The 25,130-nt window shown below is 65.7% G+C and carries 19 protein-coding genes; 13 read left to right on the plus strand and 6 right to left on the minus strand.

Annotated features, from left to right (window positions below; genetic code table 11):
- Nucleotides 1-123 precede the first annotated feature (123 nt).
- The 5 genes from VNJ48_RS07955 to VNJ48_RS07975 are packed head-to-tail and all read left to right on the plus strand — an operon-like array spanning nucleotide 124 to nucleotide 9,812.
- Complete coding sequence (locus VNJ48_RS07955) at nucleotides 124-1,740, plus strand: nuclease-related domain-containing DEAD/DEAH box helicase (protein WP_325601339.1); 1,617 nt, start codon at nucleotides 124-126, stop codon at nucleotides 1,738-1,740.
- Nucleotides 1,737-4,976 carry a helicase-related protein gene (locus VNJ48_RS07960; protein WP_325600845.1) on the plus strand — a complete coding sequence of 1,080 codons (3,240 nt, stop codon included), beginning with the start codon at nucleotides 1,737-1,739 and terminating at the stop codon, nucleotides 4,974-4,976. Before VNJ48_RS07955 ends, VNJ48_RS07960 begins: the two co-directional genes overlap by 4 nt.
- The gene (locus tag VNJ48_RS07965) at nucleotides 4,976-6,850 is read left to right on the plus strand and encodes a DUF1998 domain-containing protein (RefSeq protein ID WP_325600847.1); all 1,875 of its coding nucleotides are present in this window, start codon (nucleotides 4,976-4,978) and stop codon (nucleotides 6,848-6,850) included. The genes VNJ48_RS07960 and VNJ48_RS07965 overlap by 1 nt, the downstream gene beginning before the upstream one ends.
- A complete protein-coding gene (locus tag VNJ48_RS07970) occupies nucleotides 6,847-7,947 on the plus strand; it encodes a hypothetical protein (RefSeq protein ID WP_325600849.1) in 1,101 nt (366 codons plus the stop codon). The genes VNJ48_RS07965 and VNJ48_RS07970 overlap by 4 nt, the downstream gene beginning before the upstream one ends.
- A gap of 20 nt (nucleotides 7,948-7,967) precedes the next feature.
- Nucleotides 7,968-9,812 (plus strand): hypothetical protein, encoded by a 1,845-nt coding sequence (locus VNJ48_RS07975; protein ID WP_325600851.1) that lies wholly within the window; start codon nucleotides 7,968-7,970, stop codon nucleotides 9,810-9,812.
- On the opposite strand, the gene VNJ48_RS22730 is transcribed toward VNJ48_RS07975, so the two are convergent.
- Entirely contained in the window at nucleotides 9,769-10,182 is a 414-nt protein-coding gene (locus VNJ48_RS22730) for a DUF3846 domain-containing protein (RefSeq protein ID WP_422656584.1), read from the minus strand. The genes VNJ48_RS07975 and VNJ48_RS22730 overlap by 44 nt on opposite strands.
- 114 nt (nucleotides 10,183-10,296) lie before the next feature.
- On the opposite strand from VNJ48_RS22730, the gene VNJ48_RS07980 reads away from it, so the two are divergent.
- Entirely contained in the window at nucleotides 10,297-11,355 is a 1,059-nt protein-coding gene (locus VNJ48_RS07980; protein ID WP_325600853.1) for a ParB N-terminal domain-containing protein, read from the plus strand.
- Nucleotides 11,356-11,399: 44 nt separating this feature from the next.
- The gene (locus tag VNJ48_RS07985; protein WP_325600855.1) at nucleotides 11,400-12,206 is read left to right on the plus strand and encodes a hypothetical protein; all 807 of its coding nucleotides are present in this window, start codon (nucleotides 11,400-11,402) and stop codon (nucleotides 12,204-12,206) included.
- Nucleotides 12,207-12,227: 21 nt separating this feature from the next.
- On the opposite strand, the gene VNJ48_RS07990 is transcribed toward VNJ48_RS07985, so the two are convergent.
- From VNJ48_RS07990 to VNJ48_RS08005, 4 genes are all read right to left on the minus strand, one after another.
- Complete coding sequence (locus tag VNJ48_RS07990) at nucleotides 12,228-13,451, minus strand: DNA cytosine methyltransferase (protein WP_325600857.1); 1,224 nt, start codon at nucleotides 13,449-13,451, stop codon at nucleotides 12,228-12,230.
- A gap of 100 nt (nucleotides 13,452-13,551) precedes the next feature.
- A complete protein-coding gene (locus VNJ48_RS07995) occupies nucleotides 13,552-14,358 on the minus strand; it encodes a protein NO VEIN domain-containing protein (protein WP_325600859.1) in 807 nt (268 codons plus the stop codon).
- A gap of 505 nt (nucleotides 14,359-14,863) precedes the next feature.
- A complete protein-coding gene (locus VNJ48_RS08000; RefSeq protein ID WP_325600861.1) occupies nucleotides 14,864-16,099 on the minus strand; it encodes a site-specific integrase in 1,236 nt (411 codons plus the stop codon).
- A gap of 847 nt (nucleotides 16,100-16,946) precedes the next feature.
- Nucleotides 16,947-18,995 carry a M4 family metallopeptidase gene (locus VNJ48_RS08005; protein ID WP_325600863.1) on the minus strand — a complete coding sequence of 683 codons (2,049 nt, stop codon included), beginning with the start codon at nucleotides 18,993-18,995 and terminating at the stop codon, nucleotides 16,947-16,949.
- A 198-nt stretch (nucleotides 18,996-19,193) separates the two neighbouring features.
- Here VNJ48_RS08005 and VNJ48_RS08010 point away from each other — a divergent pair, with 198 nt between their 5' ends.
- From VNJ48_RS08010 to VNJ48_RS08035, 6 genes are all read left to right on the plus strand, one after another.
- Nucleotides 19,194-19,448 carry a hypothetical protein gene (locus VNJ48_RS08010; RefSeq protein WP_325600865.1) on the plus strand — a complete coding sequence of 85 codons (255 nt, stop codon included), beginning with the start codon at nucleotides 19,194-19,196 and terminating at the stop codon, nucleotides 19,446-19,448.
- Nucleotides 19,449-19,578: 130 nt separating this feature from the next.
- Complete coding sequence (gene mraY / locus VNJ48_RS08015; protein ID WP_325600867.1) at nucleotides 19,579-20,664, plus strand: phospho-N-acetylmuramoyl-pentapeptide-transferase; 1,086 nt, start codon at nucleotides 19,579-19,581, stop codon at nucleotides 20,662-20,664.
- 63 nt (nucleotides 20,665-20,727) lie between these two features.
- Nucleotides 20,728-21,468 (plus strand): hypothetical protein, encoded by a 741-nt coding sequence (locus tag VNJ48_RS08020; protein ID WP_325600869.1) that lies wholly within the window; start codon nucleotides 20,728-20,730, stop codon nucleotides 21,466-21,468.
- Between the two features lie 114 nt (nucleotides 21,469-21,582).
- Complete coding sequence (locus tag VNJ48_RS08025) at nucleotides 21,583-21,819, plus strand: hypothetical protein (protein WP_325600871.1); 237 nt, start codon at nucleotides 21,583-21,585, stop codon at nucleotides 21,817-21,819.
- Nucleotides 21,820-21,873: 54 nt separating this feature from the next.
- Nucleotides 21,874-22,689 carry an S-methyl-5'-thioadenosine phosphorylase gene (locus tag VNJ48_RS08030; protein WP_325600873.1) on the plus strand — a complete coding sequence of 272 codons (816 nt, stop codon included), beginning with the start codon at nucleotides 21,874-21,876 and terminating at the stop codon, nucleotides 22,687-22,689.
- Nucleotides 22,686-23,738: an NAD-dependent epimerase/dehydratase family protein gene (locus VNJ48_RS08035; RefSeq protein ID WP_325600875.1), complete on the plus strand. Its 1,053-nt coding sequence runs from the start codon at nucleotides 22,686-22,688 to the stop codon at nucleotides 23,736-23,738. Before VNJ48_RS08030 ends, VNJ48_RS08035 begins: the two co-directional genes overlap by 4 nt.
- 5 nt (nucleotides 23,739-23,743) lie before the next feature.
- On the opposite strand, the gene VNJ48_RS08040 is transcribed toward VNJ48_RS08035, so the two are convergent.
- Nucleotides 23,744-25,111, minus strand: coding sequence for a hypothetical protein (locus VNJ48_RS08040; protein ID WP_325600877.1), 1,368 nt, complete (start codon nucleotides 25,109-25,111; stop codon nucleotides 23,744-23,746).
- Nucleotides 25,112-25,130: the final 19 nt, after the last annotated feature.

Genomic DNA, 25,130 nt, shown 5'->3' on the forward strand with positions numbered 1-25,130 from the left:
CCACGCCCAGCGCCCTCCTCTTGATGCACCGCTGTTGCCGGTCTCTCTCAATCTAGGGACGGGGACCGACAGTTTCCGGCAGGATGTCACGCGGTAGAGAAGACGGGGAGTGGATCGATGAGGATGGTGCCGACAGAACTCGGGACGGAGGACATCACCACCTCCGAGCGTCGGGTATTCGAGGCCTTGGCGGGCAGCCCGCTCAGTGGTACTGCGTTGCACTCGCTGAACCTGCCGGACCACGAATACAAGCTGACGGCCGAGCTGGACTTCGTGCTGATCCTCGACGACCTGATCCTCGCGGTCGAGGTCAAGGGTGCGCAAGTTTCCTGCCGCGATGGTTTGTGGGCGTACAGCGATCGAGCTGGCCACCGGCGGACGTCGCGCGAAGGCCCGTTCAAGCAGGTTCAGACCGCGATGTATGCCCTGCGGGAGCGCCTTAAGGAGCGCCTGGGCGTAGAGGTCGACGACGTGGCGTTCGGCTATCTCGTTGTCACACCAGACGTGGATCTGGCGAGCAGCTTCGAGTGGGTCGACGAGACCTACTGCGGCAGAGGTCCGTTCAACCGTGGCATCGGGAAGGCGGTCGACCGAGCGGGCAAGTACTGGCTCGGCAAGCAGACGAACAAGTTCCCGATCGGCAAGGACCTGCACGCTCGTCTCATGCACGATCTGCGGCCGTCGTTCGACCGCTCACCGCTACTCGACGCTAGGGCGAACCTGCTCGACGCAGCGATGGTTCGATTGACCGACGAGCAGTACGCCCGGCTCGACCTGATCAGCGATGAGGCCCGGGTCATCTGCAGCGGTGGTGCCGGTACCGGCAAGACCTTCCTCGCGGCCGAAGTGGCCCGACGGCAGGCGCTACTCGGTCAGCGCGTGCTCTTCACCTGCCGCAGCGAGGTGCTTGCGGCGTTCGCCACCCGAACGCTGGAGGGCACAGCTGTCGAGGTCAGGGCGGCCTCGAAGCTGGGCGGCGTGACTCCCTACGACGTGCTAGTGGTCGACGAGGCGCAGGACCTGATGACCTTCGACATCTTGGAGGATCTGGAGCAGTCAGTTGTCGGCGGCTGGGCCGACGGTCGCTGGACGATGTTCCTCGACCAGAACAGCCAGGCCCACCTCTACGGCGACTTCGATCCGGACGCGCTGGCCTACGTCCAGTCGTTTGGACCGGTGAAGCCGACTCTGAAATTCAACTGCCGAAACACTCGCGAGATCGCTTTCCAGACCCGGGCCTACACGGGCGCCGACACCGGTGTGGCAACCGCTGGCACCGGTCCCGAGGTCATCTTCGTCGCGGTCGAGGACCAGCAAACGGAGTTGGCGGCCCTTGAGATGCACCTGCGCTCGCTCGCTGAACAAGAGGTGCCTCCCGAACACATCACGATTGTGTCGCTGCGCGGTGAGTGGGAGACCTCCGTCGCCAAAGGTCTGCGCGCTGCTCGGAAGGGACGACTTGCGCAGATGTCCCCAGCCCTCGCGTCAGTGTGGCCAGGGGGTGGCATGACCTGGTCGTCGGCCGTGGACATCAAGGGGATGGAAAACCGCTTCGTCTGCGTGATCGACATCGACTCAGTAGCCACCGAGACCGAATTGGACCTGCTCTATGTCGCCCTCAGCCGACCGCGGGCCGGACTCTGGGTGGCGACCTCGCCACACGTAAAGGGACAGCTCAGCGAGTTGTTCAAGGAGCATCTCGACGGTGCGATGGACGCATACAAGAAGGCAGCCGTATGACCGACCTGACCCAGACCAGAGACGACTTCGTGGCCTACGTCAGGCGGCAACTGGTCGGCCCCTTTGATGGCCCGGCGGAGGTCATTTTTGATCCGCCGAATCGTCGCTACCTCATGGGCATCCTGTTCCCGCGTCAGGTCGCCTTCGAGGGCTACGTCGAGGCGGAGGGAGAGGAACGCGACGAGAGCTCAGCCACCGAAGCTGGCGAAGAAAGTCAATTCAGCGACGACCCGGTCTCAGCGGCAAACGACTTCCTGCCGGCTTCTCAAGGGTTGTCCTTCTTCACGACCGCGCCGGAGCTCACTGTGCGAGCTCGCGCTGCGGAGTACGAGACGCTCAGCGGTGCCGTTGCCGAGGAAGCGCTCAAGGAGCTGTCCGTTCAAGGCCGGGCGACTGAGGAGCTCGAGGAGGAGGATCCACGCCAGAAGGCCAAGGGTTCGTCGAAGATCTGGCGTCGTCACCAGTTGGACGAGGCCACGGTCAAAGTCAGTGCCACGGACAAGGAGTCCACCAAGGTCTGGGGTGACAAGGCCGAGGTGCACGTCCGCTGGCGCAGCTACCCGCATGGCTCGTTGGTCACGATCACCCTGGTCAACGCGCGAAAGGCGGATGACGAGCGACCTGAGCGTCACTGGGACGAGATGCTCATGCAGGTCGAATTCGACGTGACGGTGCCAGCCGGGTTCGAGGTACTGGAGTACCCGAGCGTCGCGCTCGCGTCCCATGACCCGGAGGAGGATGAGCTCCGCCTGATCCACCGCGACGCCAAGGTCTATGCGATCGGGCACGGCTGCTCCCCGGAGTGGACGACATCAGGCGGCAATGTGTCCTCAGTGCGCACCGAAGTAATGCCCTCACACGTGGTGCCGCGGGTGAGCGCAGAAGGTGACGCTTCACAGGCGTTGGACGTCGCCTGGCTGGCCGACGAGGCTATCTCGGCGGATGTGCTGCAGGCCGAGCTGAACGCGTTCATCGATCCGTACGAGGAGTGGATCGGCAAGGTCAAGACGAAGGCGGTCGGACTCGACGATCGCTACCAGGGAGCCACCGCCCCGATCATCAAGCGCCTGGAGCGTGCTCTGGAGCGCATGCGCGACGGGGCTCGCGTTTTCACCGACCACCAGGATCGGGTCAAAATTCTACAGGCCTTCCGGCTGGCCAACCGCGCCATGCTGATCCAGATGCGCCACAGCCAGGAGGACATGGCCGGCTCTCGTCGACCCCTGGGTGCTGCTCCCGACATGCCGACGACCTACGACCCGGGCGCGAGTTGGCGACCGTTCCAGCTCGGCTTCTTCCTGACGACGCTGCGTGGCCTGGTCGACGATCAACACGCAGATCGCGACGTCGTCGACCTGATCTGGTTCCCGACTGGTGGAGGTAAGACCGAGGCGTACCTGCTCGTGGCGGCATTCGAGATCTTCCGCCGCCGCCTGGTACTCGGCGAGTTGGGCGGGGGCACAGCCGTCGTCAGTCGGTACACGCTGTCGCTGCTGACCGCCGACCAGTTCAAGCGCACTGCCTCGACCACAGCCGCTTGTGAGTACCTGCGCCGCCAACGGTCGGATCTAGGCCAAGAGCCGATCTCGGTAGGACTCTGGGTCGGCGAGGCGACCTCACCGAATCGTTACGCCAAGGCGCGTGAGCGCTTCGAGGAACTGCGGGACGCGGGGGAAACGGACGAGCGCTTCTTGCTTGACCGCTGCCCCTGGTGCGGGACAGAGATCGTTCCGCGCGAGCACCACGAGAATGACGCCCCCTACGGGATCACCTCGACCGACCGCTCGTTCGCGTTCAACTGTCCGTCGACCAAGTGCGAGTTCCACGAGCAGATCCCGGTGCAGGTGATCGATGACGGGCTGTACGACGCGCCACCGACCTTCCTGCTCGGGACGGTCGACAAGTTCGCGCAGTTGGCGTGGGTGCCCGAGTCGGGGGTGATGTTCGGGCGCAGCGCCGGCAACCGTCCACCGACCCTGATCATCCAGGATGAGCTGCACCTGCTGACCGGCCCGCTCGGCACCACCTTCGGTCTGTACGAGGCCGCGATCAATCTGCTATGCGAAGTCGATGATCGTCCGCCGAAGGTTATCTCTAGTACGGCGACGATTCGACGAGCCTCCGCCCAGATCATGGGGCTGTTCGGGCGGCCGGTCGACCTGTTCCCACCGTCGGGCGTCGATGCCGACGACTCCTACTTTGCCCGTGCGGACGAGAAGACGCCGGGTCGCCTGTACGTCGGCATGATGGCGCAGGGTCACACGTCTGACACTGCCGTCGTGCACACCGGCACAGCTCTCCTACAGGCGCCGGTGGATCTCGGTTTGACGGGGGAGGCCCAAGACGCCTACTGGACCGTTGTGGCCTACCACAGCTCGCTCCGCGAACTCGGCCGCACGGTCACTATCGCCCGCGACGACATCAATGCCCGGCTGGGCAGCCTGGTCGTCGGCCGCCCCCGCCGCGAGTACGACGTCGAGGAGCTCTCGTCGTCCGTGCCGCGTGCCATGCAGCCCCGCCTCTTGGAGCGCCTCAATCTGCCGGTGTCCAGCGGCTCTGTGATCGACTTCCTTGCAAGCACCAACATGTTATCGGTCGGTGTCGATGTGCCGCGGCTCGGCCTGATGCTCGTGAACGGGCAGCCTAAGGCGACAGCCGAGTACATCCAGGCCACCAGCCGGGTCGGTCGCTCGAAGGCGCCGGGCTTGGTCTTCGGCCTGTTCCGCTCCACCAAGCCCCGCGACCGCTCGCACTACGAGAACTTCCGCGCCTTTCATTCGGCGCTGTATCGACACGTCGAGCCCACTAGCGTGACGCCGTACTCGCCGCCGTCGCGCGACCGCGCACTGCACGCCGCACTGGTCATCCTCGCCCGGCACCGCCTCGGCATGCAGTCGGACGGAAGTGCGGGCAAGATCCTGGACCGACGTTCTGAGGTCGAGATCATGGCCGCCAAGCTGGTCGACGTCGTCGAACGAGTCGAGCCACGTGAGAAGCAGGGAGCCAAGCTGTACCTCGACCATTTCATAGAGGACTGGGTCGAGCGCGCTGAACGGGCTGATGAGGAGAGCAAGCTCCTTTACTACAAGCCCAACGGCAAGGGACAGATCAACCTGATCCGTCAGTTCAACACCAAGGCAGCCGGCTGGCAGACCCTTGGATCCATGCGCAACGTCGACATGGAGTCGCTCATCGAGGTCGCGCGCAGCGGCGGCTCGGCCGCCAAGGGGAATTGATGCAACGCAAGATTCGGCAGTCGCAAACAATCGTCCCGTTCGGGGTTGGGGCCATCTTCGATCTCCAAGGTGAGTCGCTGGTCGCATGTGACACCTTCCGTTGGGGTCCGCGCGGTGAACGAATTCAGAGCGATCGACTGGCTGCCGTCCTCGGCGTCTCGGAGTTCCGCGCTGCTCCTGCCGTAGCCAGCAACGCCTGGGCAGCTCCGTCGGCAGGTGTGCCTTACGCCCGCTTTCCGGCGTGGCTGTTCTGTCAGAAGTGTCGACGCATGACCCGCTGGACACGGGCGCTCGAGCAATCTGACAAGGCACCGACGTGCGGAAGCTGCCCCGGCAAGAAGCAGCTGGTGCCCATGCGCTGGATCCAGATCTGTCCGAACGGGCACATGGACGATCTGGACTGGAGGCGATGGGCGCACTCACGCAACGCCAATCCCGAAGCTCGGCAGTGCCAAAAGGACAACCTCTTCTTTGAGTCGGTTTCGGGGAAGGGAGCTGGCGGCCTCGACACCCTCCAGGTGCACTGCCACAGCTGCCACAGCCGGCGCAATCTCATGGGTATCACCAGCAAGGGATCGCTCAAGTCGATCGGGGTGACCTGCATCGGACGGCAGCCCTGGCAGCGCTGGGACGAGCGCGCGGACTGCGAAGAAGTGCCGCTGGCCGTCCAGCGAGGTGCCTCCAACGTCTACTTCCCGTTGGTGCACTCGTCGATTGAGATCCCCAACGCCTCGAGGGCAGACTCTCAGAGTGAGAAGGCCCTCGCGATCAAGGCGGACGACTTCTTCCGGCCACTGCTGGGCGTAAGTGAAGACGCCCCCATGTTCGACATGATGGTCGAGACCCTCGTCAAGGCGCACGTCGTCACGCCCGAGTACGTCAAGGGCCTGGTGCGCGATGAGAAGCAGCGTGAAGCCGGAAAGGCAACCACGGTTGAGGCGACGCCGGGTGACCTCCTGGGAGAGGAATGGGCGGCCTTCCTGACGGAGCTCGAGAACTCCGACGACCCACATTTCCGCACCCGACATGTCGAACTGGTGCAGACGACGAAGACCAAGATCACTTCGCTACTGGCCGACCGCGTTGACAAGGTGGTGCTGGCCGACCGACTGCGCGAGGTTCGTGCTCTTGAAGGCTTCCACCGCGTCACTCCGGCGGGGAGTGACAAGTTGGTGTCGGTCGCGCTCAACCACAAGGCAACTGTCGACTGGCTGCCGGCCATTGACGTGCGCGGCGAGGGGATCTTCCTTTCGCTGGACGAGGGTCGCCTGGCTGTCTGGGAGGAGCAGGGCGCGGTTCGTGATCGCGTCCTGGAGCTGGAGAAGCGGCTGAACGCATCGTTCATGGAGCCGCGACTACGTGAGCGCACCGGTCCGGTCCTGGCGCCTCGATACGTCCTCCTGCACACGTTCGCGCACCTTCTGATTCGTAGGCTCGCATTCGAGTCCGGCTATGCCGCCACGAGCCTCCGTGAGCGTGTCTACGCCCGAAGTGCAGCGGACCCCGGCGGCGCCTCCAGGCAGGCGGGCATCTTGGTCTACACCGCCGCCGGAGACTCGGAAGGCACGCTGGGCGGTTTGGTGCGCCAAGGCGAGCCGCCGCAGTTACAGGGCACTGTGCTGGAGGCCCTGCAGGATGCCATGTGGTGTTCGTCTGATCCTCTTTGCAGCGAGAACCTTGCCTCGACCTTCGCCAGCCTCAACTTCGCGGCCTGTCACGCCTGCACCCTGGTCGCAGAGACGAGTTGCGAAAGCGGCAATTACCTACTCGATCGGGTCCTCGTCGTGGGGAGTGACAAGGTGCCCGGCTTCTTCCAGGACGTGCTCGACGCAGCCGTCGAAGCAGCCGGCGAGGGGGTTCGAGGAATCTCGTGAGACTGCCAGCCTTCGAGGATCTCTCCAAGGAGCAAGACCTCATCTACAACCTCGACCTAGATGGCAGCTATCTCGTCTCAGGTCCGCCTGGCACGGGCAAGTCAGTCATGGCGCTCTACCGAGCGCAGGTGCTCACCTTCGACGACCGTGAGCCGGCCCTGCTCATGTACAACAACGTCCTGCAGCAGTACACCGAGCAGGCCGCCGACACGCTCGAAGTCGCCGGCTACGTCCGGACCTTCCATAGCTGGATCTGGAGGTTTTGGCGCGAGCACTTCAAACAGCAGCCACCGACATTGGAGGGCAATTCCTACGCCCACGACTGGGCGGAGATGACCAGCCAGTTCTTCGCGGCGCCCCCAGACCCCGGCGCTCTTGCCGACCTACTGGTCGACGAGGGACAGGATCTACCGCTCGGGTTCTTCAGGCTGACGCGATTCTTCACCAAGAACATCACCGTCTTCGCAGACGAGAACCAACAGTTGTCCGACCAGAACACGACTCTCGACGAGATCGCAAAGGCCATCAGCGCGGACGAGCAACTCGAGCTGAAGCGGAACTACCGCAACACTGCCGAGATTGCCGCCGTGGCGGCCAAGTTCTATTCGGGCACGCCCACGGGCATTCCGGAGTTGCCGACTCGGCATGGTGAAAGGCCGACCCTGAGTCGCTACGACTCCGACGGCAACTTGGCCGACTTCGTCGCGCGCTACGTCAAGGCCCACGGCAACCTGACCATCGGCATCGCCTGCGAGAACAAACGGATGCAGTACCGGCTCCTGCACCTGCTCGAAGAGCGCAAGCTGCCGGTGCCAATACAGATGTACGCCTCGGGCAACAAGCAGCACAAGACGCTCGATTTCGATGTCCCGGCCGTCACCATCGTGAACTTCCGTTCGCTCAAGGGTCTGGAGTTCGACACGCTCTTCGTGCCGGAGCTCCAGCAGCACTCCGCTGACCCGACGTCGGCGGCAACGAGGATGATGTTCTACGTGGTGATGTCGCGCGCCCGAGATGAGCTCCATCTGTCGTACAGCGGGTTCGGCGGGTCACCGGCGATTTTGGATGGCTTGAAAGGTCTGGTGCGCGAACTGTGAGTGGAGACGACCAGCTCCCCTTGGAGGGCTTCAGCAGCGATGCGGAGCCCACGGACGAGTCTCCGTCGACCTTTGTCGCGGAGCAGGAGCCCGCTGTCGACCAGCCAGATCCGGTAGTCGACGATGCGGTGCCTGCCGAGCATCCCGCTGAACAGTTCGAAGCGTCTGAACCGTTCGCTATGGACGGTGCACTTCCTGCTGCCTCAGAACCCCCTGGTGATAGTGAAGCGGTGGAGAAGTCACCGGCTGCCGACGCCAATGCGCCGAGGTCGGAGCCTGCCATGTCGGAGCCGGAGCCCGAAGTGCCGAGCGAGCCTGCCATGTCGGAGTCGGAACCGACGTCGATGCGTCCCGTCGCTCCGCAGGGGGAGGTAACGGTCTCACATCCCACGGCGCTCTACTTCCTGACCAACCGCATGAACCTCAACGGCGTACTCAGCTCTCGGTTGGTCGCTCCGCGAGAGTCGTATGGCAAGTACTACATCGATCTTCTGGAGCAGGTGCCCGGATGGGTGCCACTTCTTGCGCAGTCTCCGAGTCAGGCGCTCATCGAAGCGGTGACAGCGGAGCGCGGAGCGGGGACGCCAGTCTTGATCGAGTTCCCTGTGAGCGTGGTGAAGACGGCCGAGCTGAAGGCCTCGGTCGTCTACCTGCCAGCGCTGGCCCTGTCCCAGGCAGTCGCCATTCACTTCCGTGAGGAACGGGATCTGCGTGAGCACCGGGCACGGGGATACAAGAACGTCCACCCGCACGATGAGCTGCTCAAAGTCACGCCCGATCTGTTCGCCGGTGACGGCCATGGCCAGGTGGTGTTGACTGCGCCAGTCGATCCGAGCCAGGTGAGCTGGAAGCGGATCGACCGCATTCGTGGGGCGATCAACGGTGCGCTGGCGGCAGTTCAGAGTGGAGAGCAACTCGCCGTCGCGGCTGCCTTCCTTGGTGAGGTGAAGTTCCCCGCGAGCGTCTCGCTCCCGGACTGGATCAGCTGGCGCGAGGTGGACGATCACGACACGGCACCAGATTGTCTGGCGCCTGACGTCGGAGTGCCTGACCATGTCGGCTTCCGCGCGGTCTACGAGGTGCTCGGTGATCAGGATGCCACCGTCGCCTGGAGCCCCAACGCAGTGCTCGACACAGTGGCGAGCCGCATTCGGGAAGCAGGGCTCGAGGCGGAGTCCGCCGATGCGCTCATCCGCAACCTTCAGCGCGTGCGCTCGATCGTTAACGTCGAGGTCGATTTCGAGCCATTCCGGCCGACCGCTCGGGCACTGGTGAGCGCCAAGGCGCTCCTCCTGGTGCTCCTTCGTTCCGAGCTTGAAGAACTGTTGGCGTGGTCGGATGAGCAGACGGGTGCCGATGACCTGACTCGCGTGACGGCAGCAGTGCTGGCGGGTCGGCTGCGGGGTCTGTCGCGTGAGTCGACGACGCTCCGTTCACTCGCGCTCGACGATCTCACCGCTGATTGGGCTGTGCGGGTCGCCCGAGGTGAAGCCGGCGCGCTAGGGCAGGTGCGGTTCTCTGCCACCGCCCGTGGCACCTCGCTCAAGCTTGATGGTGTCGAGCTGTCGGGCCAGGGCGCCTTCCTGCCGGATCCAATGGCCAAGTACAAGAAGGTGGCGGATGCAAAGAAGGAAGCCGTGCGGATCGCTGTCTCAAGGGCGGTCGGCTGGCCGGTCACTCACCGGATCAACGTGCCCTCAGACGCAGCCACCAGCGAAGACGGCGGGGTGCTGACCATCAGGACACCGGGCGAGGTGGAGTTGGCGGTATCAGTCGACGAGGAAGAGTTCCTAGCGAAGCTCGATTCGCTGGGTGGAAGTGCTAAGCATCTCGCGCTTGCCGCCTTCGACCTCCGCAAGCGGTAGCCCACGGTGTTTGGAGGCGGCCTGCGTCGATGTCAGCCCGAGGTGCTCGAGACCCCAATGTTCTCGAGCGCCTCCAGCGTGGCTGGGATGACGTCGCACGACACCAGGTCACCGTGCGTCCATCCGTCTCGCCGACCGCGACCGCGGTTCCATTGATCGTGTCGTCGGGGCAGAAGCCGGCGTTGAGCCGATGAGCGATCTTGGTCGCGAGCAGATTCGTGGGTGGTCCCAGATTCTTGCCCGCTCTGTTGAGCCAGAGCACCGATCCGCCGCCGATCTCGATCACTTGGATGGTGCCCCCGATGGCAGTCGCTATGCCGTCCGGCAGGTTGGCTGAGACGAGACGGAGGGCTGGGTTCATCATCGCCATGCTCGATGATCAGCCCAGCACAAGAGCTGTCGGATCGAAGGACCGCATGCCGACGTCAGGCGTTGGCTGTGGAAGCGACGGAGGTCCGCGAGGTGACTAGGGCAAACTTAGGCCATGGCCCCAGTTGCGAAACCGATTGCGTCGAAGCGGATCAGCGTCGACAAGCTTCGACTCGACCCGCAGAACCCTCGCCTCATCATGGAGAACGGAGCCGACGAGGAAGCGCTCCTGGCCAAGCTCTACGCCGAGGAGTCCCTCGACGAATTGGTGCCGAGCTTCCTAGAGAATGGCTACTTCGAGGAAGAGCCGCTTGTCGTGGTCGGCTCAGGTACGACCTACATCGTCGTCGAGGGCAACCGACGGCTTGCAACTCTCAAACTGCTGCTCAATCCCGTACTCCGGAAGCCCGCGCGAGTCTCAGGCTGGCCAACCCTGACTGACGAACAGAGAGCGGCCCTCAATGAGGTGCCTTGCGTGGTCTACGAGCGTCGGGAACACGTACTGCCATTCCTCGGCTTCCGGCACATCACCGGCGCAAAGAAGTGGCGACCCTTCCAGAAAGCCCGCTTCGTTGCGCAGCTGCTGGACAGCGGACAAACACTCGACCACGTGCAGGAAGTCATCGGAGACGACGCGTCAGCCACCAAGAAGCTGTACCAGGACTTCGTCGTCTATAACCAGCTAGTCGAGCAACTGGACTTCCCGGCAGAGCGCGTTCGCGACCGATTTTCTCTGCTTGAAGTGATGCTCGGTCAGCGGCCGATCAAGACTCACTTGGCCATGTCGATGCGGCTGCCGAATAGCAAGGTCGACGCAATCATTCCCGACAACAAGCTCGATGAGCTTGCTGAGGTAACCGGCTGGGTTTTCGGCACCGCCGATAAGCTTCCGGTAATCAATGACTCGCGAGAGATCGGTCGGCTTCTAGCACCGGTAATCAAAGACCCGGAGGCCCTTGAGTACCTGCGCCGCACGGGGGATCTTGAGGCTGCCTACGAACGTTCCGGGGGCGAAGAGGAGTTCCTCCTCAAGAAGCTCACACGGGTTGAAAAGCTGGTCCAGGAGATCGCGGGAGTGCTTCCTCTGCATGCCGAAGACCCCGCGATTGTCGACGGTGTCCGCCGCATCTCGAAGCTGACTGCAAGCCTCGTTCGTCAGCTTCCGAGCGAGTGATGGAGGTTCCGTTTCCCGCTGGCGAATCTCCACAGCGCACCCGAGTGGCCGATTGGGTCGAACTCCAAACCCTGTCCGGCAGATCGCCCTACAAGCGCGGTGACCTCAAGTCCGCCATCGCCATCGAGGACATCAGCAGTCCGGACCTGCTTGAGGTTCGAGTGTGGGATGAACTGGCAACACGATCCAAGCTCTTCGGCGAACACTGGCCGCTGAGGTTGGACGGCGCGTTCTTGAGACGCGGGCGGCGGCAACCGCTGAACCTCGCCTACTACAAGTACCTGCTCTGTTTGAGCCTTGGCTTGGTCGAGAAGGCAGACCGCGAACTCTTTGAGCTCCTGGTCGCGAACGCACTCACCGGACTGACTTCCCACCCAAGCATGCACGTTGGTGCTCCTGCGTCGGCCGGGATGGATCCTTCGTTCCGAAAGCGGGTTAAGCACTACACCAAGTCTTCTCAGCTCATAAAGGATGAGGAGTATCACCGTGCGCCACTTCCCGCAGACAAGGACCTCGGTTTGGACGCTGTGTCGTGGTACCCATTCCGCGACGGCCGATCCGGGTATCTTCACTTCCTCGTCCAATGTGCGACGGGGGAAGACTGGTCCACGAAGCTGTCGGACCTCCACCTTGAGATATGGAAGCGACACATCAACTGGGCGGTGACGCCGGTGCGGATCTTCTCTGTTCCGTTTGCGCTAACGATGTTGCCGGAGCGATGGGTGCGGACCTGCACCGAGGCTGGGCTTGTGCTCGATCGGCCACGGCTATTGGAACTCGACGGTCGACACCCACTCACGCCCATGCTGGATGCTGATGTCAAGACGAGATTGAAATACTTGACTCAGTGACTTGCCACATCGGCAACGTTCCTACGCAGGGCCCGGATCGGATTCCTTGCTGTGACCTGCTGGTCCTTCACCCGGTCCCGGGTGCGCAACCTTAGATCCAACCTTCGCAAGCCAGTGCTGCGGAAGCGGAGCGGGCGCGACCGGCTTCGGTGGCGTTCCTTGCCGCTTTACAGCCAGGGTCGGCGTGAGTTCATCGGCGGATGGCACCTCGCCGCCACTCCCGATCACGGCCGTCACGTAGCGGCCCATGGCCTCGGCAAGCGGTGCAGGTGTGGCATTGCCGACGAGTCGAACGCCATCCCGGGCGCTGCCAGCGAGCTTCCACGTCGAGGGGAACCCCTGCAGCGCTAGGCGCTCCGCGATCGCCAGCGGACGGTTGTCCCAGTGGAACGGCCCGGTGGACGGCCCTGGGCTCGCCGGAAGCGTCCAAGCAGGGGCATCGCGCCGGAGCTTGAGCAGGAACGACCAGTAACGAGTTCGGTAGCCGAACAGCTCTACCGCAGGACCGCCGCCCTTCGCGGTCAGGTACTGGTAGTTGCTGCCCTCGGGAATCGAGGCCAGTAGCTCGGCATAGCCGCCGTCGACCTCGGGCACGACAGCGGGCTTGAGCTTCGCGAGCGCATCCCAAGCCGTGAGCGGGTTGTCCGCGAACGGTGCTGGCGGCAGCGGAAGTTCGATGTCCTCCGGCAGATCACGAAAGGCCACGGCGATGGCGCGGCGACGGTTCTGCGCGACCCCGTAGTCGGCAGCGTTCAGCACCCAATGGTGCAGCCGGTAGCTCGTCTTGTGCTGGGCGTTGATCTCCTTGAGCTTGCCCTCGATGGCGTCGGCCGCCGAGTTCTTGCCACGTAGGAAGCCAGCCACGTTCTCAATCAGGATCGCCTCCGGAAGCATGCTCTCTGCGAGGTTCAGCATGCCGAGGACGGTCTTGCCGCGATCGTCTTCCATGCCCTGCTTCGGCTGCCGCCACTGTGCCGCCATGCTGAACGGCTGACAGGGCGGCCCACCGGTCAGGAGCGTCAGTTGGCGGGGCTCGATGTCCAGGTCTGACGGCTTGAGCGACTCGCCCGCCTTGACGACATCGTTGACCTCAAGAACGGGCCACTTGCCTTCGCGGTTCTTGGTGAGCGTGTCACTGGCCAGCGAATCCAGCTCGATGCAGCCAACGGAGTCGAATCCAGCCGCCTCTAGCCCCAGGTCCATGCCACCCGCGCCACTGAAGCATGAGAGCACGAGGTTTGGCACGCGAATTCCTTAGAAGCTTCCTCCATCGACACGGACGAATCTAAGGATAGTCAGCACCATATGGCGCACACAGCTCAGGGCAACGTATGTGACAGAACGACTACAGGAGCACGCGGCCCGTCCACGCCTCCGCCTGCAGATCGACCTTCGCAGAATCGAGCGGACCGGCGAGTGCCACGACCTGGTGCGTCCCCTGCGCCAGGCTCACTCCGTAGACGACAATGAGGCGGAAGTCGGCGTCTCGCGACGCCGCGTGCTGGCGTTGGCCCTCCGAAAGGTGGAACACCGGGTCGGGCAGGATCGTGCCCTTCACCTCGACATGCAGATCCGCGTCTGCACGGTCAACCAGGATGTCGAAGCCGGGATTGCCCGGGGGCATCTCTCGTACGGCGGCGGCTCCGAACTCGTCGGCAAGCAAACCCAGTGCGACCTTGACCGAGTAACGCTCCAACGCGGACGCATGCTCGGGCGAGGCGAACGTCCGCCCAGGGCTGCGCGGCGGGGTTGTCGGTGCGGGTTCCTCCACACTGCCGACGATGCGCGCTAGCGCGTCATCCGAGATCCGACGAACGCCGCTCGTCCAGTTGGTTCCCCGATCAGAACCAGTCTCCAAGTAGGTGCCATCGAGCGCCTTGGCCGGGACCGGCTCGTCAAAGAGTTCGACGTCGTGCACCTCGGCAATGAGCTGACCAGTCCGCGAGCTTGCCCGCACGGCGCCGACGACACCCGAGCCGAAGTAGACGGGGCGACCATCCTCGCTACCGCGGCGGCCGCGGTAGTAGACAAACGACTCTCCAGGTTTGACCAGCGTGCGGTATTGCAACGGGAACTCGTACTGCTTGCCGAGGACGTCGTTGTACGCATGACCCGACGCAGTCGGCGCACCCGTCGCGAGCACGATCGGCATTCCGAAGCCCCTCTCCTGACTGGCCCAACAAGGCTGGGTCGGACTCTAGTGGCGGAGGCCGACACATCCGATGGGCGGTCCGTCCGCAGCACCGTTGTAGGGGTTCCGCTTGCCGGAAATGCGCTACTTGGTCGAGAAGTTCGAGAAACCGGTTGCGCCTCCACGCCGGAGTGCGAGTTCAATTATCCGGTCAAGGGACCTGCCACGTCCAGAATGACGTCGCATAGGCGGCTTTGCGGGGAGCGGCACGTCGATCTCGAGCGCCAACTGGCTGTCCTCGGTTGGTTCGGTAGACACAGGCGTGTCCCTTCCACATATGATTTCGGTGGCCGCGACGGTCGTGGGCCACTCCGTTCCAGCCGAGCGATGTTCACCCTAAAGCCCGGTGATGCCCTCCGACATCGAGATGGCAGGTCATGCCCGAGTTGGGAGGGAGGGTCTGCTGCACGAAGTCGCTCTAGACGTTGAGTGTTATGCCGACAACGTTCTCGCTGTCGCGGATGTCTCAGGCTTCGGGCGCCTTCCAGCCTCGCGCCTCTGCCCGCTTGCGCGCCAACTCAGCGAGTCGGTCAGACGAAGCTTGCTGGTAGCGCATGGCGGCTTGGTTGGTGGAGTGGCCACCGAGAGCCATGAGTTCAGCGAGGGTGGCTCCGTGGCGGGCGGCTTCGGTGAGGGCACCATGGCGGAGATCGTGGAATCGGAGGTCATCGCGGCCAGCAAGGCGACGGGCTTCGTACCAGCCCCAGCCTCGGGTGTCGGGCTTGCCGCGGCGGCGCTTCGAGATTTTGCCGTAGAACGCGCTGGGGGAGAGGTGACCACCGTTGCGGCCAGGGAACATGAGTCCGTCGGCTCCTGGAGCGGCGTACGTCTGCTTGTGTTCGATGACGGAGTCGAGGATGTCGGGTGGGATGGGCACGTCGCGAATGCCGGCGTCGCTCTTGGGCGCCTTGGCGACCACGCCAGCGGATTTGGAGCGCACGACCGCTCGGAGCACGTGAATCACGGCGTTGTTGGTGTCGACGTCGTGACGGCGGAGTTCGGCGACCTCGCCGAAGCGCAGGGCGCAGGCGTCGGCGAGGAGCACCATCAACCTGTGGCGTTCGGGAAGTGCTGCCACGACGGCGGCGACTTCTTCAGCTGTGGCGGGGCGGATGCGGCGCTTGGTGCCGGAGGAACCACCCCCGGAGATGCCGCACGGGTTGAACGGGATGAGCGGTCGGCCGTTGTTCTTGGTCGGATCCGCCGCTGTACGCATGATCGCGCGCAGCAGCGAGTAGGAGTGGGCCTGATAGGTCGGCCTGTCGGCTGCGGCTGTGTCGTACCACTCAGCGACCGCCTCGGGGGTGATCGCCTTGAGTTCCACATTCTCGAACCACGGCAGGATCAAGCGGTCGAGCAGGTCCTGGTAGTGGTCGCGGGTGCGGTCCGCGAGCGGCTGCCCTTTGACCTTGCGGTTGGCCAGCCAGCCGGGTGCGTAGTCGCCGAGTGTCTGGGACCTCATTCGTCTGGCGGCGGTGCGGTCGGCCGGGGGAGTCCAGTCACCGCCGGTGATCAGACGATGCTCGTCGACCAGCCACGCCTCCGCATCGCCCTTGGCCTGGAACGTGTAGGGCGCGGGGTGGCGGATCTGCTTGCCGTCGTCGGAGAGGCGACCGTAGGGATCGCTGTAGCGTGCCCGGTAGCGACCGCTGGGCAGCTTGACTGTCTGGCCGAACGACCGTTTCGTGCGTGCCCTCGCCATGGTCCCAACCTTGTGATCGTGTCCTATATGTGTCCTATCACAGAGTAGTAGAGCGCTTTTGTGATCACCAGTGATCAATCTCGCAGAGCCAATAGGTGCAGGTCAGAAGCCATTTCTGCCGAATTCAGGAGGGAGTAGCAATGACCGGTCAATCTGGTTCGAACCCAGTATCGCCCACCGTTTACCGCAGGTCAGAGGCCCCTCGAGGGCCTTTTTCCTTGCCCAAGTGAAGGACGGGGCTGTTCGGTGGCTGGCGCAGCAGCCTGCTGATAGCCGCCAAGGCCCGATAGCCGCGCTACGGAGGCGAGGCCAGCTGCGAACCTCCCCGGCTGAACCACCGCCTGCACCTCCAGGCGGGGCCAGGACGAGCGGACAACTGTCGGGCGGCCGTCTCCGGGGGGCGACGATCGGTTGTGGGCTCGGGGAGATCGCCGCACAAAAAACGTGGGTGAGTGATGTTTCAAGCACTATTTCGAGGGTATGACCTGGATCGGCTCGACCGATCGACGGCCCACCCGCGGCCCCCGTGCCACGCCCGTAGGTGCCCGGATGCGACAGAACCGCCCGCGAACTAGAGCTTCGCGGGCGGTTCTCGAGTCACAGCCGGGGTGAGGGTCGGGCCGAAGCCACCCAAACTCGCCATCCTCCACGGCTCCTCAGATGTGGCAGAAGACCGAGCGCCCCTTGTGGGGTCATCGGCCACCCTAGGGGCAGCGCCGGGGAAAGCCTCGCGATATGGCAGAAACGTGGCCGAAGTGCACCCATTGGAGGGGCTGTCCGGTCCCCTCCAAAGGGTTGTGCCCCGGCGCGGCCTGGGGGGCCGCACCGGGGCACAGAGGGGGAGAGGTCAGCTCACGCTGACGGCGGTGTCATCGACGACGAAGCTCGTCTGGAGTGTCGAGTCCTCGTTCATCAGCAGCCTCACCGTCACGGCCTTGCCCTTGTGGGCGAGCAGGCTGTGGCTGAACTGCGTGTACGTCGGGTTCGTACCGACGTTCGTGAACGTGCGCAGCGTCGTGACGACTCCGCCCACGACGATCTGCACCCGCATCCGGTCGTAGACCGTCGAGCCGGTCTCGGCGGTGTCGGTGCGGATCCAGTAGGACAGGTTGGCCGCGGTGGCCGTCGCCGGGATGGTGACGGTCTGGCTGACGCTCTCGGTCGACGTCACTCCGTTGCCGCCGAGCCACGCCTTCCACGAGCCGGTCCGCGCGGGGCGACCGGTGTTGGTGTTGATCACGCCGCTCGTGGCGGACCACGAGGCAGCACCGGACTCGAAGCCCGGATTGACCAACAGGTTGCCGGGCGGGGGCGGCGGCGGCGGGGGCGGGGTGGTGCCGCATGTGGCCTCACCGGTCTGCGCCGGCACGTTGATCGCGTCCCAGGCCAGCTTGACGGCGTCGAACTCCACACAGCTGGTGGGGTAGAGGTTCTTGGCAGCCTGCAGGGTCCACTTGCGGTAGGACTGGTAGCCACTGGCCGTGGTCTTCATGAGCATCGCGTCGTAGAAGATCTTGCCGGCCTTCTGGACGCCGATGCCGGTGACGGCCGTGCTGTCGCACCTCGAGGTGCCACCGTTGGAGAGCAGGTAGAACCAGTGGTCTCCCGGGCCCGCTGCTGCGTGGACCTGAGTGGTGTCGATCGCGGTGGTGTAGCAAACGGGGTGACCCTCGGCCGTGGGGTTGGCCATGTTGCGGATCTCGCCGCTGCCGCCCAGGTTGACCTCTTCACCGATCAGCCAGTCCGGCGGGTCGAAGGTGGCGGGCTGGTTGTCGTAGAACTCGGTCAGCGCGCCCATCACGTCGCCCACGAACTCCTGGGTGCCCTTCCGGGAGATGCCGCTGGGCGTGTAGTCGTCCACACCGTGGCCGTACTCGTGGCCGACGACGTCGAGGGACGTGACCCACTGTCCGGACGGGTTCTTGCCCATCCAGACCTCGTTGCGCCCGGAGCAGTCGACCTGGCCGTTGCAGTAGAAGGCGTTCTGGTCGTTGAGGCCGACGTAGATCGGCCAGGACGTGCCGTCACCCTTGGGGCCGTTGCGACCCAGCCACTCCGACAGCATCGAGCTCATGGTCTGCACGCCGTAGAGCGCGTCGGCACATCCGGTCTCGATGCTGGTGCCGACTCCGTTGCCCCACGCGTCGTCCGTGCCGCTGAGCGGCACCGTCTGGCCGGTCTGACCGCAGTGCAGACCCGGGATCTGCGCGTCCTTCATCAGGAAGGTCGAGCCCGACTGCGTGGTGCGCAGCGGGAGGGGGTCTGGCCCATTGATCCAGCCGTCACCGGTGCCATGAAGCAGGGTCACGGTGTGGTCGACGACCTCGCCGGTGGCAGCGTCGACGTAGACGTCCTCGCCGGCGCGGTCGCCGCCCTGTACGCCGCTGACAGCGACCTTCCAGGCAAGACGCGGCTCGGCACCGAGGGCGTAGACGATCTTCTCGGGCTCACTGGCAGCGTCGACGCTGTCGAAGCGCGTGCCTGCAGCGCTGACGGCGTCAGCAGGAGAGACCGACGGCTCCAGGCTGGCGACCTCGATCGGCTTCGTCTGCGCGACCGTGCTGTTCAGGACTCGGCCGGCTTCGTCGGTGACGACGACGAAGTCGCCACCGAACACCGGCAGTCCGCGGTGGGTACGTTCGTAGGCGACAGCGACGGTGTCGCCGGAGCCGGTCAGGGTGGCGGCGCGGACCACGCGGTCGCCGTCGGCCAGCTTGATCTTGCCTTCGTGCTTCGCCACCCAGTCCGTCGCCTTGCTGTTGGCGAGCTGGACGGAGCTGGGGTCGTCCTGCGCCGCGGCGGCCGGGCTTGCCGCGGTCAATGGCACGGCCAGGGACGACAGGGCCAGCGCGGCCAGACCTGCCCATCCTGGAGTGCGCGCGAGTGTGCGTGTCACGGGGGTTCCTCTCCTTCATGACCGGATCTCGGCCACCGATGTCCCTGCGGGGTGACAGGGGCGTTGCACAAAATGGGCAATGGGCGAGGGGTCCGTCTAGGGGGTTCTGTATGCAGGAACGTGCAATGCGTGAAGTTGCGGAAACTCGCCGGCGCCCACCCGTGGTGCGCCGCGGGGTCGGGCCGCTACGGTCCACCCATGCACGCTGCTCGTACGTATCGACCTGACCCGCGACCCGACCTCGAGATCCTCGTGGACGGGCGATGGTGCCGCGGCGAGCTGCGCGACTGGCAGCAACGCGGAGACGGCTCCTGGTGGGCCAACGTCGAGTGGATGTCGCACTCCGGCGAGACGTACATCGACATGTTTCCCGCTGACCGGGTCCGGCCGGACGAGACCGGCACCGCACCCGCGGTGCCGGCTCCGCGCGAGGTCCCGCTCTCAGAGCGCTAGTCCGCACTGCGCGACGTACCGAACTGCCCGCCCCTCCCCGAGCCGGGGACCCACGTGCACCACAATGTGCGCGGGCCGGAGCAGTGCCCACGGTGATCGATCACCCGAGGGCTGAGAGAGGTTCCCCCACATGCGCGCAATCCTGCTGAGCAGCGGGCTGGCGGTGGCGTTCTCCCTCCTGGGGACCCGCCTCGCGATCGGTTGGTTCACGACCCACGGCTTCGGCCAACCGATCCGCGATGACGGCCCGACGACCCACCACGTCAAGCGGGGCACGCCCACGATGGGCGGGTTGGTGATCCTGTTCAGCTCGACTGCGGCGTACCTCGCGGCGACGTTGTTGACGGGCGGGCGGCCCAGCGCCAGCGCCTGGCTGCTCGCGCTCCTGTTCTTCGGCTGCGGAGCGGTGGGGTTCCTCGACGACTTCATCAAGGTCTACCAGCAGCACAATGCGGGGCTCAGCAGCCGAGGCAAGATTGTCGGTCAGACGACGGTCGCGCTCGCCTTCGGGATCCTGGCCACGCAGTTCTTCCCCGACGAGCGAGGCATCAGACCTGCCTCGCAGCACATCTCCACCACGCACGACTGGGGGATCAAGCTGCCCCTGGTGGCGGTCCTGCTGGTGATCTGGTTCATCGTCACCGCGACATCGAATGCCACCAACCTCACCGACGGCGCCGACGGCCTGCTCGCCGGTGCCTCGGCGATGGTGTTCGGCGCCTACATCATCGTGAACGTCTGGCAGAGCAACCAGCTCTGCGGCTCCTTGCGGCCCACCGTGGTCCAGTCCCAGTGCTACCAGGTCCGCGACCCCCTCGACCTCGCGGTCTTCGCAGCCGCCATCTCGGCAGCCTGCATCGGGTTCCTGTGGTGGAACGCCAAGCCCGCCCGGATCATCATGGGCGATGTCGGCTCCCTTGCCATCGGGGGAGCCCTGGCCGGCCTGGCCATCATGTCTCGCACCGAGCTGCTGATGGTCGTCATCGCCGGACTGTTCGTGTTCGAGACGGTGTGTGTGCTGCTGCAGATGAGCTACTTCAAGCTCACCAGGCGGATCACCGGCACCGGGCGTCGCATCTTCCGGATCGCTCCCATCCACCACCACTTCGAGCACCTGGGGTGGGACGAGGTGACAGTGGTGATCCGCTTCTGGATCATCGCGGGCCTCTGCGTGGCGGCCGGGCTCGGGATCTTCTACGCCGACTGGCTCAGCTGAGGCCTACACTGGTTGGCGGCCCGAGTCGAAGTGGCCCGAGGCGCCCGGACCTGGAGGTCTGCCATGTCTCAGACGCGCGAAGCGGTTGACGAGCGACCAGCACGCGCCAGGGACTGGAGAACCGAGGCCGCGGCCGCGGCTCGCGTGTGGGCCGCCGTCCTGCTGGTGGGTGTTGCGTGCGGTGTCGTCGTGGTCGGGGTCCTCTCAAGGCTCGTCATGTCCCTGCTCGCCTCGACGAACCCCGGAGCTGCCGGCGTCCGCAGCGACGACGGGTTCATCATGGGCCAGGTCACCCTCGCGGGGTCGGCCCAGCTGGTCGGTTCCGGCGCCCAGCTCGGGGCTGTGGCCGCTTTCCTGTACGTCGCCCTCCAGGGTCTGATGATCGGCCCGGCGTGGTTCCGGCTGGTGTCGATCTCGGTGGGACCCGGCGTCGTGGTCGGATCGATCCTCGTGCACACCACCGGTGTCGACTTCACCATCCTCGGGCCGTTGTGGCTCACGGTCGGGTCCTTCGTGCTGCTACCGGTCCTCTTCTGCGCGGCTCTGCACCTCCTTGCCGAGAGGGCGCTGGCCCGAGGAGGCGTTCGGGCCAAACCCCAGCTGGTGCTGGGGCTGCTGCTGGCGGTGGCGGTGTTCCCGCTGACGGTGGTGCTGGGCCTCGGCTGGTGGATGTGCCAGTGGGTTCCTACCGATCAGGTCGGCCTGAGGCGGTTGGGCGCGTGGGCGATACGGGTCGTCCTGGCCGTCGTGTTCGTGCTCGCCGTCCTCGACCTGGTCTCGGACGTGACGACGTTGGCCGAGTAGCTCTGGTCTGTCGGCAAACGCGCCCAGCGTTCGAGCAGGCGATCGCGGGGGCCGCTCCGAACTACTGATGTGCCCGAACGCGAACGGCATACCCAACTCCCGAAGGTCGGCGACATGGACGAGATCGGCACAGGCTCCTCGAAACCCTCCTCGAAGCCCTCGAGGAAGCACATGTACACAGCTGACGAGATCAAGGAGTCCGCCCGGACCAGTGGCGACGCCGACCTGACCCGCCACCACGGACAGGGCAACGGGTTGCGCGTGCACGGGGCCTACTTCGCCGTGGTCTCCGCGATCGCACTCGTGCTGATCATCGTGGGCATCGCGCTCGCTGCCAGGATGATGATGTAGTCGGCACTGTCGTGCTCCGGTCCAAGTCGATAGAGGCGTGAGAGGGTGTGGGCCGTGAGTACCGAGACCATCGCGGACATAGCCGTCATCGGTGGGACGGGCTTCTACTCCTTCCTGGTGGACCCGACCGCACATGAGATCGACACGCCGTACGGCGCCCCGTCGGCCCCCGTCTCCGTCGGCACTGTGGCCGGACGGGCCGTGGCGTTCGTCCCGCGCCATGGTGCGCACCACGAGCAACCACCCCACGCGATCAACTACCGCGCCAACGCATGGGCACTCCGGTCACTGGGTGTGCGCCAGGTGCTGGCGCCGTGTGCCGTCGGGGGGCTTCGCGACTCCGTCTCACCAGGGGACCTGGTGGTGCCACACCAGCTCGTCGACCGCACGTTCCGCCGCATCGGCTCCTTTGTCGAGTCCGGCGCCGTCCACATGCCGTTCGCCGACCCGTACTGTCCCGCGGTCACATCGGCCCTCGCCGCGGCTGACGACGGGGTGAGGAGCGGCGGCACCATGGTCGTCGTGGAGGGCCCCCGCTTCTCCACCCGAGCCGAGTCCCGTTCCTTCGCCGATCAGGGCTGGGACCTGATCAACATGACCGGTGCCCCGGAGGCCGCGCTCGCCCGCGAGATGGGACAGTGCTATGCCCCGCTGGCCCTGGTCACCGACATGGACGCCGGCGCCGAGTCCGGTCAGGGTGTCGGTCAGGCGGAGGTGTTTGCTCTGTTCAAGGTCAACCTGGGACGCCTCACCGGGTTGCTCGAGCGAGCGGTCGCAGAGCTTCCCGAGCCTGGTGGCTGCGCCTGCGGCACGTGGAGCGACGGCCTGGAGCTGACCTACGAGGTGCCAGGCACGAGCCCACGGCGATGAGGGTCCTCCTCACCGGCTCGGCCGGCTTCATCGGCACGGCCATCGGGACGCAGCTCGAAAGAGACGGCCATGAAGTGGTCCGGGTCGACGCGATGCTGCCGAACGCCCACGGAGCCAGCAGCGCCCCGCCCGGCACTCTGCAACTGGACGTGCGGAGCGCGGTGACCGATCCTGCGTGGGCGGAGGCCCTGAGAGGCGTGGACGTGGTGTGCCACCAGGCCGCAGTCGTCGGCGCCGGGGTGCAGGTGGCGGACCTCCCCGACTACGCCGGGCACAACGACCTCGGCACCGCAGCCGTGCTGGCCGCGATGCACGAGGCGGACGTCACCAGGATGGTCCTGGCCTCCTCGATGGTCGTCTACGGGGAAGGCCGCTACGCCTGCCCTGTCCATGGCGACCAACAACCACCGCCTCGGTCCCTGGAAGCTCTGGGGGCCGGGGACTTCGAGACCCACTGCCCACGGTGCGGCGAGACCCTGGGCTGGGAGACCGTCTCCGAGGACGCGCGCCTCGACCCCCGCAGCAGCTACGCCGCCAGCAAGCTGGCGCAGGAGCACTACACCTCCGCCTGGGTGCGCCAGGCAGGGGCCTCGGCGATCGCGCTGCGCTACCACAACGTGTACGGACCGGGGATGCCCCGGAACACGCCCTACTCGGGGGTCGCCGCGATGTTCCGCTCGTCCCTCGAGCAGGGGCGAGCCCCTCAGGTCTACGAGGACGGCGGCCAGATGCGCGACTTCGTGCACGTCGCCGACGTTGCGCGTGCCAACGTCCTCGCCCTGCAGGCGGTGGTCGCTGCTGAGGACGAGAGCTTCGCGGCCTACAACGTCTGCTCCGGGAGTCCGGTCAGCATCCTCGACGTGGCCCGCGAGGTTGCAGCCGGTTCGGACCACGACCTGGCGCCCGAGGTGACCGGCGCCTTCCGGCCAGGAGACGTCCGGCACATCGTTGCCTCTTCGGCCCACGCCGCCGCCGAGCTCGGCTTCACCGCGTCGGTGCCGCCCGAGCAGGGACTGCGCGAGTTCGCCACGGCGCCGCTGCGCGCCTGAGGCAACTACCAGGTCGTGTAGAGCAGGTGCTGGACGAGCAGCGCGGTCGCCAGCTGCAGCACGAGCCCGCCACGACGCCAACCGGCGGGAAGTTGTGCCAGCGAGAGAGTCAGCCACGGCACGAACGGCAACCAGATCCGCTCCACCTCGGCCTTGGACATCTGAGACAGGTCGGCAGCGAGCACCGCCACCACAGCGGCGCCCACCAGGAGGAGCACCGGCCCGACCGACTCCTCTGCTCGCTCGCGACGGTGAGCGACTGCGTGCGCAAGGCCGGCCCCCACGAGCGGTCCGGCGCAGACAAGAAGGGCCGCGATGTTGCCCCAGATCCAGTAGGACGCCGGCCGGTCGCTGGCGATCCCGTCCCAGTAGCGGTCCACCAGCACCGGGTAGGCCTCCCACCACGCAAAGCCGGCGCTGGCGAACCCCAGGACCAGGGCGACGGCGGCCGCAGCCGCGATCGGCAACGGCCACCACGAGCGTGCGGACAGCAGCACGGCCAACGCGAGGGTCCCCAGCAGCGGCAGCCCGTAGGAGGACATGACGCACCAACCGAGCATCAGTCCGGCCAGCACTGCCAACGTCACCATCCTGGGACCCCGGCGCGCCACTGCCGCACCAGCGAGGGCTGCCAGCCCCCACGCCCCGATGGCCGTGAACACCGCGTCGGCCGACACCGCCAGGAAGACCGCTGCCGGGCTGAACACGAGGAACGGCGCCACCAGGCGAGCTGACCGCTCGGCCCCCAGCGTCCGCAGGGTGACCATGACGGCCGCAGGGACGGACGCCGCCATGGCGATGATCACCGACGCCGTGGCGAGCTCGCTGCCCAGGCCCACCGCGACCAGGCCGACGAACATCAGCAGCGCTCCCGGAGGGTGCCCGGCGACGTGGGTCGGCCAGTTCTCCCGGTGTGAGTAGGGGATCCGGTCGACGTACGTCTGCAGCATGAGTCCCACGTCGTCGATCTGCCGCGCGGTCACGAGGTATTCACTGCGGTGAGCCATGGCGCGCGTCAGTCCGTCGGGACCGTCCACCAGTGCCAGCGCGGCCAACCACGCCACGGCTAAGAGGTAGGACGCCACGAGGAGTCGCCGCCACGACCAGTGCCGGGCCCACGTCTCCGCGCGCCATACCGCCAGAAGAGCCAGCAACAGGGCGGGGAGAGTCCCGGGCCCGACCTTCGGGTCCCAGTAGCCGTGCGTCGGAGCGGCGGCCAGATCGTCGCCGCGCGGCGCCACGTCCCAGCCCAGCAGCGGGGGGAGTGCGAACGCCGTCGCGACCAGGACCAAGGAGACCGTGAGCCCCAGGGTGGCCGGCCGTGCGTCTACCCCGTCGCGACCCCGAAGCGCTCCCTGGACTGCCGTTGCCATGCGCCGACCCTACGGAACA

Source organism: Nocardioides sp. (assembly GCF_035576065.1).
In the GTDB taxonomy this organism is placed as follows: Bacteria; Actinomycetota; Actinomycetes; order Propionibacteriales; family Nocardioidaceae; genus Nocardioides.